The sequence below is a fragment of the Magnetospirillum sp. ME-1 genome, from assembly GCF_002105535.1.
Lineage (GTDB): Bacteria > Pseudomonadota > Alphaproteobacteria > Rhodospirillales > Magnetospirillaceae > Phaeospirillum.
This window is the reverse complement of sequence record NZ_CP015848.1, coordinates 2,424,101-2,437,143: the sequence shown is the minus strand read 5'-3', so window position 1 is coordinate 2,437,143 and position 13,043 is coordinate 2,424,101. Positions and strand designations below refer to the sequence as shown.

The 13,043-nt window shown below is 51.6% G+C and carries 16 protein-coding genes and 1 tRNA gene; 7 read left to right on the top strand and 10 right to left on the bottom strand.

What is annotated here, in order from left to right:
- Positions 1–8: 8 nt before the first annotated feature.
- Positions 9–527: a holin family protein gene (locus WV31_RS11500; protein ID WP_085373690.1), complete on the top strand. Its 519-nt coding sequence runs from the start codon at positions 9–11 to the stop codon at positions 525–527.
- Positions 528–576: 49 nt separating this feature from the next.
- Here the strand turns inward: WV31_RS11500 and WV31_RS11495 are convergent, their stop codons facing one another.
- Positions 577–1,080, bottom strand: coding sequence for a ferritin-like domain-containing protein (locus WV31_RS11495; protein ID WP_237051271.1), 504 nt, complete (start codon positions 1,078–1,080; stop codon positions 577–579).
- Positions 1,081–1,382: 302 nt separating this feature from the next.
- Here WV31_RS11495 and WV31_RS11490 point away from each other — a divergent pair, with 302 nt between their 5' ends.
- The gene (locus WV31_RS11490; RefSeq protein ID WP_085373689.1) at positions 1,383–1,592 is read left to right on the top strand and encodes a dodecin; all 210 of its coding nucleotides are present in this window, start codon (positions 1,383–1,385) and stop codon (positions 1,590–1,592) included.
- A 4-nt stretch (positions 1,593–1,596) separates the two neighbouring features.
- On the opposite strand, the gene WV31_RS11485 is transcribed toward WV31_RS11490, so the two are convergent.
- Both WV31_RS11485 and trxA read right to left on the bottom strand, forming a co-directional pair.
- Positions 1,597–1,827: a hypothetical protein gene (locus WV31_RS11485; RefSeq protein ID WP_085375554.1), complete on the bottom strand. Its 231-nt coding sequence runs from the start codon at positions 1,825–1,827 to the stop codon at positions 1,597–1,599.
- A gap of 76 nt (positions 1,828–1,903) precedes the next feature.
- Complete coding sequence (gene trxA / locus WV31_RS11480; RefSeq protein WP_068429439.1) at positions 1,904–2,218, bottom strand: thioredoxin TrxA; 315 nt, start codon at positions 2,216–2,218, stop codon at positions 1,904–1,906.
- Positions 2,219–2,456: 238 nt separating this feature from the next.
- On the opposite strand from trxA, the gene WV31_RS11475 reads away from it, so the two are divergent.
- Positions 2,457–2,533, top strand: a tRNA-Arg gene (locus WV31_RS11475).
- A 211-nt stretch (positions 2,534–2,744) separates the two neighbouring features.
- Positions 2,745–4,073 carry a tyrosine-type recombinase/integrase gene (locus WV31_RS11470; protein WP_168185928.1) on the top strand — a complete coding sequence of 443 codons (1,329 nt, stop codon included), beginning with the start codon at positions 2,745–2,747 and terminating at the stop codon, positions 4,071–4,073.
- Between the two features lie 23 nt (positions 4,074–4,096).
- Here the strand turns inward: WV31_RS11470 and WV31_RS11465 are convergent, their stop codons facing one another.
- The 3 genes from WV31_RS11465 to WV31_RS11455 all read right to left on the bottom strand — a co-directional run bounded on the left by WV31_RS11465 (position 4,097) and on the right by WV31_RS11455 (position 7,834).
- The gene (locus WV31_RS11465; protein WP_237051270.1) at positions 4,097–4,414 is read right to left on the bottom strand and encodes a hypothetical protein; all 318 of its coding nucleotides are present in this window, start codon (positions 4,412–4,414) and stop codon (positions 4,097–4,099) included.
- 358 nt (positions 4,415–4,772) lie between these two features.
- Complete coding sequence (locus WV31_RS21640) at positions 4,773–6,314, bottom strand: hypothetical protein (RefSeq protein WP_145980855.1); 1,542 nt, start codon at positions 6,312–6,314, stop codon at positions 4,773–4,775.
- Between the two features lie 311 nt (positions 6,315–6,625).
- Positions 6,626–7,834, bottom strand: coding sequence for a tetratricopeptide repeat protein (locus tag WV31_RS11455; protein WP_085373686.1), 1,209 nt, complete (start codon positions 7,832–7,834; stop codon positions 6,626–6,628).
- Between the two features lie 703 nt (positions 7,835–8,537).
- Between WV31_RS11455 and WV31_RS21635 the strand changes: the two genes are divergently transcribed.
- Positions 8,538–8,876 (top strand): hypothetical protein, encoded by a 339-nt coding sequence (locus tag WV31_RS21635; RefSeq protein ID WP_145980854.1) that lies wholly within the window; start codon positions 8,538–8,540, stop codon positions 8,874–8,876.
- A 27-nt stretch (positions 8,877–8,903) separates the two neighbouring features.
- Here WV31_RS21635 and WV31_RS21630 read toward each other — a convergent pair whose 3' ends face one another.
- The 3 genes from WV31_RS21630 to WV31_RS11450 all read right to left on the bottom strand — a co-directional run bounded on the left by WV31_RS21630 (position 8,904) and on the right by WV31_RS11450 (position 10,578).
- Entirely contained in the window at positions 8,904–9,107 is a 204-nt protein-coding gene (locus WV31_RS21630; RefSeq protein ID WP_145980853.1) for a hypothetical protein, read from the bottom strand.
- Positions 9,108–9,145: 38 nt separating this feature from the next.
- Positions 9,146–9,508: a hypothetical protein gene (locus WV31_RS21625; protein ID WP_145980852.1), complete on the bottom strand. Its 363-nt coding sequence runs from the start codon at positions 9,506–9,508 to the stop codon at positions 9,146–9,148.
- 89 nt (positions 9,509–9,597) lie between these two features.
- Entirely contained in the window at positions 9,598–10,578 is a 981-nt protein-coding gene (locus tag WV31_RS11450; protein ID WP_085373685.1) for a helix-turn-helix transcriptional regulator, read from the bottom strand.
- Between the two features lie 118 nt (positions 10,579–10,696).
- On the opposite strand from WV31_RS11450, the gene WV31_RS11445 reads away from it, so the two are divergent.
- Both WV31_RS11445 and WV31_RS21620 read left to right on the top strand, forming a co-directional pair.
- A complete protein-coding gene (locus WV31_RS11445; RefSeq protein ID WP_237051269.1) occupies positions 10,697–11,497 on the top strand; it encodes an ADP-ribosylglycohydrolase family protein in 801 nt (266 codons plus the stop codon).
- A 73-nt stretch (positions 11,498–11,570) separates the two neighbouring features.
- Positions 11,571–12,392, top strand: a complete 822-nt coding sequence (locus tag WV31_RS21620; protein WP_145980851.1) for a hypothetical protein — start codon at positions 11,571–11,573, stop codon at positions 12,390–12,392.
- Here the strand turns inward: WV31_RS21620 and WV31_RS11440 are convergent.
- Positions 12,389–12,946 (bottom strand): hypothetical protein, encoded by a 558-nt coding sequence (locus WV31_RS11440; RefSeq protein ID WP_237051268.1) that lies wholly within the window; start codon positions 12,944–12,946, stop codon positions 12,389–12,391. The two genes, WV31_RS21620 and WV31_RS11440, sit on opposite strands and share 4 nt — an antisense overlap.
- Positions 12,947–13,043 lie beyond the last annotated feature (97 nt).

Here is a 13,043-nt window from a genome sequence, read left to right as displayed (position 1 = left end):
GCCCCGCCATGGACCCCATCACCATCGCGCTGGGCCTCGCCCAGTTCGTTCCCGGCCTGATCCGCTGGATCGGTGGCGACGACGCCGAAGGCGCGGCCAAGGTCGCCGATCAGGTGGTCGGCGTGGCGCGCACCGTCACCGGCAAGCCGACCGGCGACGACGCCCTGGCCGCCATCAAGGCCGATCCCGCCCTGGCGCTGCAATTGCAGCAGGCCTGGCTGGCCCACGAGGTCGAGCTGGCGCGGGAAGAAACCCGCCAGCTGGCCGAGATCAACGCCACCATGCGGGCCGAGGCCGCTTCGGACGACCGCTATGTCCGCTGCTGGCGGCCCACCTTCGGCTATGCCGTGGCGGCCACCTGGACCGCCACCATGGGCGCCGTTTCCTGGGCCATCATCGCCGAGCCCGCCCAGGCGCCGGGCATCATCGCCGCCCTGGTCAACACCTCGCCCATCTGGGGCATCGCGCTCGGCGTGCTGGGCGTCGCCGTGGTCAAGCGCAGCCACGACAAGACCCTGCGCGGCTGAAAAGAAAAGGGGGCCGCAAGGCCCCCTTTCACCAGTACCGTCGAACCGCCTATTCCCCCGACTGGGCGGGGTCGGCATCCTCGCTCCAGGTGATGGAGGGGCGCGGGGTTTTTTCGATCCACTTGTCCAGCGCCACCACGTGCTCGGCCTCTTCCGCAGCGAAGTCGGTGCCCAGGCGCCGCACCTCGGGGTCGGTGGAACTGGCGGCGGCGTCCTTGTAGTACTCCATGCCGCGGATCTCGTTGTCGCGGGCATAGCGCAGCGCGTGATAGGGCGTCATCAGGTAGTGGATGTCGTTCTCGTCGCCCACCTCCGGCGGAGTCTTCCAGCGGTACTGCCAGCTCATCAGCTTGGGCAGTTCCAGTGCGCGCGAACGCTGCCGGATCTCGTCGCCGTGCAGGGTGGAGAAACGCGCCATGTCGCGGAACACCGCGGCGGTCTCCAGGTTGTTGTGGGCCTCCATCATGTCGGCCAGCTCGGCGTAACGCTCGGCCGCCTCGGTCTCCAAAGCAATGGCATGTGCCAGAAATTCTGCCAGGGAATAGCCCATCATCGCCTCTCGTCAGGGAAGATCTAAGCGAAGGGTATCGGGGGCGGGAGGCCGCGTCAATCGCTTAATCCGGCACTCGAATACCGATTTAAGCCGCGGGGCTGGCGGCGACGGGCCCGCAATCCCATATCCAGGTGATGCCCGGGCCTGGATTAGAGCATCGAGCCTCAAATATGAGGCGCGGTGCTCCTGCGCCCATTGAGGGCGCGGCCAAGCGCGCGGAGGCGCGCGCCCGGCGAGGGTCAACAAATAAACTGAGAGAGCGTGATGCACATTTTGGGCATCACGCTCTAAGGGGAATCATCATGGGAGAGCACGTCTACAAGATCGTCGAACTGGCCGGCAGTTCGGACAAGTCCTACGAGGACGCCATCCGCAACGCGGTGGCCAAGGCGTCGGAGACCATCCGCAACCTGCGCTGGTTCGAGGTCACCGAGACGCGCGGCCACATCGACAAGGGGCAGGTGGCCCACTGGCAGGTGGTGCTCAAGGTGGGCTTCACGCTCGAGGACTGAGCGTTCAGTGCAGGGTCTGGCGGCTCTTCTGCCACGTGGCGAAAGCTTCGGTCATGGCCGCGCGCATGGCCGAGGCCGACGCGGTGGGGAACAGATCCGCCAGCCGGTCCCACAGGGCGCCGTTGTGCAGGAAATTCCGGGCGAAGCACTCCATGTCGGCGGCGTTGTCGTCGTCGAAGGATTGCTGAAGAAACGTGATCAGCCGCTGGCGGCTCTGCTCGTCGAAAACGGCCATGGTTTGCCCCGAGAAGCGCATCGAGCCCCGCGCAAGCGGGGCTCGATCATTCGGTGAAGGATGATTCCGGCCGTTGCTACAGGCTGGAATCCACCCATTCGTAAAGCTTGCTCTTGGGCAGGGCGCCGATCTTGGTGGCGGCCACCTGGCCGTCCTTGAAGATCATCAGGGTGGGAATGCCGCGCACCCCATACTTCCCCGGGGTGCCCGGATTCTCGTCGATGTTGATCTTGGCGACGGTGATCTTGTCGGCCCTGTCCTTGGAGAGTTCCTCGAGCGCCGGAGCGATCTGGCGGCAGGGACCGCACCATTCGGCCCAGAAATCCACCAGAACAGGGCCGGAAGCCTTGAGCACCTCGGCCTCGAACGAGGAATCGGTCACAACTTTCATAGGCAGGTTCCTTGTCGAATTCCAACGGCGGACAGGGGGAACGCGACCACCCGCCCGTCACCACGCGGAATGATCATCGCGTGGGAACAGTCACTGTAGAAAGCCCTCGCCCCAGCGTCAAGCAGGGCTAGGGTCAGGGGCGGGTTGCCGAGGGCGCCGGAAGGAGCGGGGCGACCGAATCACCCTTCCACCCCGCCCCGCCGGAATGATATAACCCGCCCGACCGCCACCGACCCGCGTCCCGGTAGCTCAGCAGGATAGAGCAACGGTTTCCTAAACCGTAGGTCAGGGGTTCGAATCCCTTCCGGGACGCCATTTTCTTCAGTAATTTCAATATGTTATGCAATGCCAACATGGCAGCAGGTCAGTGGGGTTGCCGACTCACACTGACTCACGCGACTTTCCAAAGCCCAGGAATCTCAATACAATCCACAAAGATCGATTTCCGGTCGGCGATGTGTGACTCACATCTGACTCACAGACTCACACGCGGATGGCCCTCGAATCCGGCTTTTGGGGTGGCGTCATGGGCAAGTTCGAGCGGGATGGATTTACGATCAAAGGCGGTGCCATTCGCCTTTACCGTCGCGGCGATACCAAGTCGGATATCTGGCATGCGTCAGTCACCCGCCCTGACCAAAAAGTGGATCGCTTTTCAACCAAGACATCCGATCAGGTCGAAGCCGGACGTGTCGCAGAACGGCATCTGGACCGCATTCGCTTCGCCGAAGAATACGGCATCCCACTCGACCGAAAGACCTTCCGCCAAATCGCAGAGAGTTGGTACGAGGACATTTCCGCCAGCGATCTCAATGAACGGGACAAGAATAATTTCAGGGGCATCCTTGACCGCTATGTGATGGCCTTTTTCGGAGATCGGGTGATTTCGACGATCAAGAGCAAGGATGTCGTTGAATATCGGAAGTGGAGGAAAGATTTCTGGATTTCCGGCCCCGGCAAGGATGTTGCAGAGATTTCTTTCGTCCGTGACGGTCGAACCTACAAACGAAAACCCAAGCGATCCATACCAGCGGCAAGGACATTGGCACGCGAAGATATCGTGCTTCGAGGTGTATTTCAGAAGGCAGTTAGCCAAGGTTATTTGAATGATCGCGAGCTTGCCCACTTCAAATCTGTCGCCGGGAAAGTCAATTCCCGTGGTGCTTTATCCCGCGAGCAGTATCAGAAACTGGTCGCAGCATCATGGGAGCGAAGCATGCTTGTCCCAAATGGCCAGACCCTATACTACCGCCAACTTTTAGCCGTCTATATACAGTTCATGGTGATGACCGGTCTTCGCCCTGGCGAGGCTCGGCGATTACGGTTTATGGACATAAAGGACGGTTACGTTGTCCTTCAAGAAAGCAAAACCAAAGTGCGAAAGGTCGTCGGCGTAGCCGGTTTCAGCGGGATTATTTCTTTCCTTCACGATGTCCATCAAGCTCTATATGGGAGAGATATTAGTGATGAAGAAGAAAATCCCTTTCCAAGGCCAACGGATTATCTGTGGAGGGATTATCAAAAAGATGAGCCGATTCACGATTTTAAAAGAAGTTTTAATGAGCTACTCGCTTATTGCGGAATAACACATGACGAACATCAAAATGGAAAAATAACAATTTATTCACTCAGGCACACATATGCACATTTTAGAATTGTTTATGGCGGCGTCAATGATGTCTATTTGCTGGCCCAGAACATGGGAACCAGCGTGCAGATGATCGAAAAATATTATGGTCACCTGGAGCCGCTACATCGCAAAGATGAATTGAAGCGTGTGCATCGGAATTCAGCTTCAGATAAGTTAATGGACAACATAAACGATCTATTTGGCTTACCTCCATTTGAACTTTAATCGTCACTTTCTCCCGTATATTCCTATCGGCAATTTCCCTCCACCTCACGACACGCCTTCCTGACTAATGCCAAGTCACGGGGGTCGCTCATCCACACGATGACGGCTACGTAGCCGATATGGTGCAGGACCGTTTGCCAATGGATGTCGGACAATTCCCCGCCGCCGTTATCGGTGAGCAACACATCACCCTGGCGATCCTCCAAGGCCGCTTGCAGGTGGGCACGGCCTTCGTCATCGACCGCCAGCATGATCGATGATGGGTATCGGGAAGACAGTTCCCCCAGCCGATGTTGGATTGCGGAAACGAGGGATTTTTCAGTTTCAGACATCATCATCATGAAACTCAGCAGCTACAAAGCAATTTTCACATATGATTTTGTTTGTTAGTGATATGAAGTAAAATATTCACCCACATTTTGGACATGGCTTAGCATAATGATCTGGGTCGTTGTCCTGATTATCTGGAAACAAAATTACGTTATTTAATTGCTCTGCCATAATGCACCTCGCTTTCATGTCTATTTATGCTGCGAGTGCAGTTCTGTGTCTCGGCCATCGGAAATGTTGAATGAACAATAGATTCCGGTGCCTGCACCATCAGTCCGGTAGATTCTGGCGTTCATGACGGATACCTCCCTTTCGAGAGGTATATATCCTGCGGATGCAGGTAGCATCACTATAAGTTGATGTAGCTATTTAGCTGCATTTTGGGCGTATCGGTACGTCAAAAGGCTCACCAATTTTGCCGCCGTTTGGCCAGTTTTTCTTAAGGTAACCATGGAGAATGCCGATTTCGTTGCCAAGCAAGCCACTTACCTTGCAGTTCTGGCCTTTAAATAGCAGCCGTTTAATGGCTTCAGTCCGGTAATCTTTGGTGGCAGCGTCGCCATTGCCAATTGCACTGATAATGTCAGGTGCTTTATTTCCGAAATACCACCAAAAACCATCTCGTGCTATCAAGGCATTCCTTCCAGAAACGTCTCTATCATAATCTTTCTCGCGGTGATAATCGTTTTGCTTCTGCACAAGCACTCCATTTTCCTCACAGTATATATTGTCAATTCTCCCCTTAAATCTGTTGTTTTTGTAATATTCATCAAAGGACAGCACCTCTCCAACCTGCATTGCATAGATAAGACGAGAATTTCCACGGGATGAATTAGCAAATCCGATAACCCAATCTCCTGGTCTGGCATTTTTTCGTATTAATGGCTTGCAGCATGCAAGTGTACAAAATTTATTGTATGGATTCGGAGAGAATCCCTTATCAACTTTAACAACATACCGATAGACTTTAACCTCAGAGGTCAGGCTCGTTTGAGTCTGGCATCTCCTTGGCATGGCATCAGAGACTCCTCCAGATTCACAATCGCCACCGTTGATACGTCTATTTCCAACCAAACCGAACAGGTTCCGAACCCAGGCTTCAGCTTCGGGCCTGTTCTTGCAATCCAAAACAAATTCCTGTCCCTTATCGACCGTTTGTAACGTGCATTCATCGTCATGCAGGCTCCATCGATCTGCCGATGCGTGGTAACTCATTGGCTCCCTGGCTTCGGTCGGCATCATCCAAAGCGGAAGCCTCCAGAGCGTGCGTTTTGCTTGTCGCCGATCTGTTAGGATAAGGGCATCTGAGATTCGTGGGAATAAGCCGCCACCACATGCATCAACGCCATCAATGTCCAAGCGGTCTGAAGCCAGATAAAGCGTGTTGCTTTTGTGGTCCCGGCCATGAAGATGGGGGTGCAAGGCAAATGCCTCCAGCGGATCAGGCAATTCACCTTGCCCCAAACGCACAATACGCCCAATACGAAGCCACCCAAAAATGACATGCAGGTCGGGCGAGCCAGGAACATATTTCCAACCTGATGGGGTTTGTTCAACATGGCGGAACCAACCAAAAAACAGAAATAGGTCGTTTACCCCTACCTTCTGATTCGCTAAATGCCCTTGAGCACTTTTGATTTGTCCAAGATTCGGTCGCCATCCGAGGCGTCTGTCTGCTGACGCATCCAGGTCTGGATCAAGATGGCACCTGTCGCCCCTTTGGATTTTCCCCGCCGTAAGCTCCTCAACCATCTGACCGATTTGCACGCCATTGATTGCTACGTCATCAAACCGTGCGGGATCATTTTTTGACGGGATTGGTAACGGGATCAGTCTTCCATCTGGCAGAATGGCACTGGGCTTCCCTCCATTGGCAGAATCGAACCCCTTGCGACTCAAGATGATTTTCAAGTCCGATTCCCCCGTGGTTGTAGGCCGATTGCGACAGCAGGCACCATCAGAAAATCATCTCACATCTTCGAGACGCGTGAAGGCTCAAATCCCAGCGAGTTGGAATCACATGACCGCATATGACACCCTCGTTCGTTACGATCCCTGGATCGATCATGACACAGTTGAACCAGGGGTAATGCCATGAGAATACTAATGCTTCTGGGGTTTATCGGATTCATAATTTTCTTAAAATTGATATTACCAAGTCGATCCAGACATGACAGGTGTTGATGAATTTTAGTGGCTTAGCGTTTAGTGATTTTGCCATCCTACTTGATGGGGGTGATATTTTGCTCTTTTCGCCACCCTTGGCCGGACTTGGCGGGTTTCCTTGTGCCTTCTTTAACCGCCAATCCTATCCACTTTTCTGCTTCAGCGTGATCAGGGGGAACGCCCATGCCGATCTGGTACATCATGCCAAGACTGAATTGAGCTTGTGGAACTCCGGCTTCAGCCGAAGCACGATGTCCTTTCACAGCACGCCGGTAGTATTCTTGTTCGCTAAAATTGAGTTCGCCTGATATAGCTGAATTTCGCGTGCCGCCTTTGGCCGCCATTTCGATCCATTTTTCGGCTTCAGCGTAATCCAGGGGAACGCCCATGCCGTCTCGGTACATCATGCCAAGATTAAATTGAGCTTGTGGAATTCCTGCATCAGCCGCAGCACGGTACCATTTCACAGCACGAAGCAAATTATCTTGATCAGCAAAATCTGAATTGTATATCTCTCCAAGTAACAAAAAGGCATAGGGGTTTCCTTGATCAGCCTCCATGTGAGCTAACCTCATTGGTTCGTCCACATCACCGAGGATGGCGGTATGTTTGATGTTTTTGTTAATTGGCTGGGGTGGTCGATCGCATCCATAATTATTGCTTTTATATAGAAGGCTATGGTGTGGCGATCTGTCGAATGGCACAAAAGACACTATCGGCATTGGGTTAATGGATTCGATCATCCTCCGGTACCCGACCTTGCCGTGGGTGGTTATTGCAATCCTCTGGTGTCCGTACATATTATAATACGATGTTATTTTGTAATAACTTCCGGGTTCATCCTCTCGCCCCCATGTGAGAATGAAGAGGCCGCGAAATCCCCCAATAACTTTCCAGGCATTATTTTTCGATTTTAGTATTTCAATTTCCGGCTCTGGCGATCCTGTCGGCCTATTTCCATATGACACGATTATTTCGTCAATGCCATCGCCATCCAAGTCAATAAACGCAAAGTCATGAGGTTTATAGAGCATTAATTTTGCTAATGCCCTCCGGGCGGTGGCAGGAAAGCACTTATCATCAATTTGCAGCCATGCCAGATCATGTTCATGAACCTGACGTGCTCGATATGAACTCACTTCACCATTTTGCGAGTATCCACCATCAACCGTTCTGTATTTTGAATTTTCATCCGCACTTGCAGAATGCCATGCAATGAGAATGGTCAGTCCAGCAAAGAATCTCGCTATATCCATGATTCTCATTTCAGAGTTAATTCCATGTGGAGTTTAGCTGGGCCTTTGAGATGCTACTTGGTTCAGAAATTTCTGGATCATTCGTCCGGTCCCTTTGCTCCTTTGACGATCATGCCGATGCCTATGATTACGAATAGCCACCCGAATAATGTAAACATCGCCACCCTGCCAGATCATGGCAAATGCATGTCTTCATTCTGAATCACACCCATGTCAGAACCGGTCATCTGTGAGCAACACCGTCCTAGCCAACTGACTTTGCTGTGCTCAGATATAGTTCTGCCAACCCCGTATGATGATGATCGGCGGCAGAGGTGACCGAACATGACATATCCATCGGTGATGATAATTTTCTGATCCAGGATAATGATATGAAGGGGGGGCAATGGCAGAGGTTTCGAAAGCTGAACTGATCGCATACGTCAAAGATAACGGACGGATTTGTCCGATGCCCGATCCTTGGAATGCACTCTTCAAGCTCCTACCGAATCGCCGCCAATTGGCGTCTGGAGGTTGGATGCCGCCGTTGCCTCTGATACTTGCGGCATGGTGGCACGCAACTCCATCGTCTAAGCGACAATGTCTTGAAGAGCATATCCGATGGGCTGCGGATCATGGGGCTTTGGCTGAAATTGACGCATATCTTCGAGGGCTTCCAGAAAGCGACTGGTTCCATGAAGGGGAATGAGTGAATCCCAAATGGGGTGTTGATATGTTTGAAGACGAAATTGATTTGGAAAATCGTCCAGATGTGAAAGCGGCTTTGTCGTCAATGCTTCATATGAATTTTATATATATGCGTAGCAGTGAACTGAATGCCAGTAGTGGTGATGCGGTTATAATTATCCATGCAATCGGGGAGGCGTTTCATAATGTCCCTCTCTTTCTGTCATCTAATGTGAATAAGAGATTTAGCCCATCATATTTTATTACATGCCTTGAAATTCTTATCGACTCCACGCCACGCTGCACGGAAGGTGGAAAGAAATTGTTGCTTCGAATTCATCGAATGGCCGTCTCGCTCATGATGGAATGCGGGCTAAGAGTTTGAGAGTTACGATAGCCCCCTGTGCACCATTCATTTACTTTTCTTTGCGACGTCAATTATGACGGCAATTCCAATAAAAATCAAAAAAACAGCCGAGCCAAGAACTAAGAACGCCCTCTTCTTTCCCTCAATGATCAGCGAAAAATTACCACTGGTGGTTACAAATCCATAGCCAATGTAAAATCCTGCCATCACCAGTGCTGACGCAAATATGATTGCTGCAATTTTCCTCATTTTCACCTCGCAATTTGTTGAATATGTCAATCGCCAATTTACATAAACATCGGAGCCAACCCAACTATGTTTATTAAAATGAATATAGCCGTCACAACCTTTGCCAGAACACTAAAGGCAACGTGTCCACCAGCACATCTATACCTGCTTGAAGATCGCCATATTCCAACCGTGGCCCAGACAAGATACACAGGAAATACGATCAGAATAAACAATGCTCCAGAATTCGAGTTAAATAATTGACGAAATAATGTAATAATTAAAATTGGAACAACCCCAAAAATCCAAAAACTTTTATATAGCGGAACATCTCCCCTCCAATTGGCATTGATCAGCCCCTTTTTATGCAGATGGGCTACCGTCATAACCATGGCTATCAGTGCCAGAAAATGTGCACCCATTATTATCTCCCTTGGTGAAAACCTAACCTGGATCGAGATATGCTTTGCATAGTTTGTAGATGTGTCCGGTCAGAATCGGTCACCTGTGATCATGGCCGTGCGGGCCAACTGACCTTGCTTCGCTCATGGATCATCCGTAGTTCTTCTGGTTCCAGAACCTCGACGGCATCCCCCCATTGATAAACGTGCCAAGCCATTTCCAGTAGACCACCAGCCTGGAATCGGATGATCAAACCACCGTCAGGCTGATCTTCCAAAGTCTGGCTGGGATGGAACAGAAAATCTCTCGCATCTGCCGCCGCGTCGGGGCTGAACCGCCATACGACATTAAATGGTTCTTGCTGATAAACCCCGAATGACCGTGCAACGTATTCAGGTAGTGAGAAGTTTGGATCGCGGATGAACGATTTCCCCGTTTCTTCGATACCGATGATGTTGGGGAAGCTGTAGCTCCTGACCTCATTTTCCTCGGGGACGAATGCCAGCAGGTAATGTCGCTGACCATAGAGGATTCCGTAGGGATGAATCGTTCGGTCACGCTCTATCGTTTCGTAGCGGCGGCGATAACGCACTCGAACCTCGTGGCATGCCAGGATCGCGTGTCGAAGGTTTTCCACGAGTTGAGGATTGACCTTGTACCGAGGCCCTGGCCGCATCGCTACGCCTTCTGCCTGCATCAATGCTTCCAGGTCAGGTTCCATTCTGCGGGCATCAGCAGGTTGCAGAGATGCCCGTGCCTTTGCCTCAACCCTTCGTACTGATATGGCTGCATCGGGGCGGTTATCGCGGTCAAGGATGTCGGCGGCGATCTCCAGTGCCATGATGTCATCAATATGGAATTCAGACACCCGACCAAGAGCTTTCGTCGGCAGCCGCCATCGCTTCGTTCGATCAGGTTGTGGGACTTCCTCAAGCTGGGGAAATACACGGGCGATAGCATCCCGCATCCGCTGGGCGGTCCGGCGTCCAACATCGAACATCGTCTCAATGTCGTTCAACGACAGCCCGCCATGGGAGGCCGACAACTCCAACGCCAACTGCAATAGAGCTTCGGTCTTGCCATATCTCATTGGACACCATGCTGATCACTGACGATGCTTGATGATGTCCGAGTCTGTCATGTGATGCCAGTAGGGTTCTGGATTGAAAGTTAACTTAAAAGCACGCCATTTCACGGAGAACCCAGGCATGTATGGTGCGATCGCAGGCGATATCATCGGGTCGATCTACGAGTTTGAGAATCACAAGAGCAGGTCGTTCCCGCTGTTCACTGAGGGGGCCTCCTTCTTCACCGACGACACCATCTGCACCATGGCCGTCATGGAGGCGTTGCTGGATGACGCCGACCCCGCAGTTACCTTGAGGAAAAGGGGGGCTGAATTTCCTGATGCAGGTTACGGAGGAATGTTCGGTTCATGGCTTCGTCGCCCTGATATGCCACCCTACAATAGCTACGGCAATGGAGCGGCAATGCGGGTCAGTCCCGCTGGGTTCCTGGCTTATAGCCTTGATGAAGCAATTGAACTCGCCATCAAGGTGACGGAAGTGACGCACAACCACCCCGATGGGATCGCAGGAGCGGTGGCGACGGCATCGGCAATCTATCTGGCATTCAACGGGGAGGATCGCCCGTCTATCCGGTCCTTCATCACGGAACGCTTTGGTTACGACATGAGCCAGTCGGTCGATGAAATTCGGCCATGGTATGAATTTGATGAAACCTGCCCAGGCAGTGTCCCCCAGGCATTGACGTGTGCATTGGAGGCCACCTCCTACGAAGAGGCGATCCGTAATGCGATCTCAATCGGTGGCGACTCAGATACAATCGCCTGCATTGCCGGGGCTGTCGCTGAAGCTTTATTCGGCGTTCCACACGATATCGCTGTTGAAGCTGATGCTCGTATGTATCCATCAATGGTTCGACTGATTTCACGGATGTATCAGGTGCGAGGTCGTCCCAATCCGACTAAAAATACTGAAGTGGCATGATGAAATTTGTAAGTTATTTGGCCTATGATTCTTAATATTCGCAATTCTAATGTTGACAGAAATGGGGGCGAAAATGGACGAGAAAAAATGGGCTGAAGCTCATCATTGTGCGGCTATTTTTGCCGCTGAGTGGCTTGCGGCAGATGGATATGACATACTTTTTGTTAAGGCAGACCCCCATTCATCATATGATTTGGCTGCCAGACACACCCAACGGCTGGTTATCGCTGAGATTTCGGTTGAAGTCGAAGGCAATGACGGGTGGATTCGCTCTAAAGATAAACGCGTAAATCTGATTACCGTTGCCGCTGACAACAGAGCCATCGCGTGCATTTGCTCTGTGGCTTTAACTCAAAATCTTGAGGTTAAAAACATCTCGCTTATCAATATTGAAAACAATGAATTATATGACTGGAGGCATGACGAGAAATACAGTTGCGATGGAGTTGAGATTGGTCCGCATGAATTGCTATGGAGCGGGATTGGTGCGTCAATTAACCATTTTAGGAAAGGCGGTGGTAAAATTAGGTGGCTAAATTGGGCATGTTCGACAACGCCAAACATGGTTATTGAAGGCGTTGATGGAAAATTAATTTCCGTATTGGTTAGGGTGACAAGGCATCCAATTAAGATTGCCCCAATTTGCCCATTGTCACTTGAGAAGGCAAAATCGTGGGCACACAATAACAAGTTGCCACTTGTTATAATTTCCGTCAGTCAGGCGAGCATGAATGATCCATTTGACCCTGCATTTGCCGATGAAGACACCCCATCATGCTATATCGTTCCGCTTTATCGGAGCATTCCATTGTGGCCCCGAATTGATGGCCCATTTATGCCTAATGAATATCCTGGGCGTGTCCAGGAAGACGTTGCCTCTTTACAATGCCGCTAATTTCTGACGCGTTCCACCCAGCCAGGGTCTTCCGGGTATTTTTCCAATAATTTTTGCATTCGCATGATCGCAAACGCAGCAACGTCATCGCAGTGCTGAATTTGTGCACCATTGTGTTTGATGTATCGGATGTCGCGTAATGCGACTTGTGCATAGGTCAAAATGTCTCGCGATTCAGACATCACGATCCCATGGGGAATAAAGCCAGCCGACGGGGTAAACCACAAATCGTGATCGCTTAACCACTGCGAGGAAATTTCGGCATAGCGGCTCACCTTACGTTCCTGGGACGAGCAGTACACCCCACGATCATGCAGGTTCATGCCATTCGCATCCCTGCCCAGGACGGCCAATTGCTCACGGTGCCAGTATCCTGGGGTGTTGATCTCGTCATATGTGAGTGGCGGCGTGGGCTTCGAGCCAATGGAATAATAATTGGGCAGGCCCGGATCGCGTGGATACACGGGTGGAGGAGCGGCCTTAACCACACCGGCAACACCTTTGTCAGTCGTAAAAAAGACGCCTTCCTGGGCGTTCGCGGTGATGACCGACATGATTAGTAAGCAGACTGATAGCAGGATGCTTCGCGAACGCATAATGCCCTCCAAGCAATCTGATATATGTGCCTATTTTAGTATAGCTGCATAAATA

Bases quoted from the DNA above. Each gene is read 5' to 3' on its own strand.
- WV31_RS11500 (WP_085373690.1), top strand. From the start codon at position 9: ATGGACCCCATCACCATCGCGCTGGGCCTCGCCCAGTTCGTTCCCGGC.
- WV31_RS11495 (WP_237051271.1), bottom strand. From the start codon at position 1,080: ATGATGGGCTATTCCCTGGCAGAATTTCTGGCACATGCCATTGCTTTG.
- WV31_RS11490 (WP_085373689.1), top strand. From the start codon at position 1,383: ATGGGAGAGCACGTCTACAAGATCGTCGAACTGGCCGGCAGTTCGGAC.
- WV31_RS11485 (WP_085375554.1), bottom strand. From the start codon at position 1,827: ATGGCCGTTTTCGACGAGCAGAGCCGCCAGCGGCTGATCACGTTTCTT.
- trxA (WP_068429439.1), bottom strand. From the start codon at position 2,218: ATGAAAGTTGTGACCGATTCCTCGTTCGAGGCCGAGGTGCTCAAGGCT.
- WV31_RS11470 (WP_168185928.1), top strand. From the start codon at position 2,745: ATGGGCAAGTTCGAGCGGGATGGATTTACGATCAAAGGCGGTGCCATT.
- WV31_RS11465 (WP_237051270.1), bottom strand. From the start codon at position 4,414: ATGATGATGATGTCTGAAACTGAAAAATCCCTCGTTTCCGCAATCCAA.
- WV31_RS11455 (WP_085373686.1), bottom strand. From the start codon at position 7,834: ATGAGAATCATGGATATAGCGAGATTCTTTGCTGGACTGACCATTCTC.
- WV31_RS21635 (WP_145980854.1), top strand. From the start codon at position 8,538: ATGTTTGAAGACGAAATTGATTTGGAAAATCGTCCAGATGTGAAAGCG.
- WV31_RS21630 (WP_145980853.1), bottom strand. From the start codon at position 9,107: ATGAGGAAAATTGCAGCAATCATATTTGCGTCAGCACTGGTGATGGCA.
- WV31_RS21625 (WP_145980852.1), bottom strand. From the start codon at position 9,508: ATGGGTGCACATTTTCTGGCACTGATAGCCATGGTTATGACGGTAGCC.
- WV31_RS11450 (WP_085373685.1), bottom strand. From the start codon at position 10,578: ATGAGATATGGCAAGACCGAAGCTCTATTGCAGTTGGCGTTGGAGTTG.
- WV31_RS11445 (WP_237051269.1), top strand. From the start codon at position 10,697: ATGTATGGTGCGATCGCAGGCGATATCATCGGGTCGATCTACGAGTTT.
- WV31_RS21620 (WP_145980851.1), top strand. From the start codon at position 11,571: ATGGACGAGAAAAAATGGGCTGAAGCTCATCATTGTGCGGCTATTTTT.
- WV31_RS11440 (WP_237051268.1), bottom strand. From the start codon at position 12,946: ATGTCGGTCATCACCGCGAACGCCCAGGAAGGCGTCTTTTTTACGACT.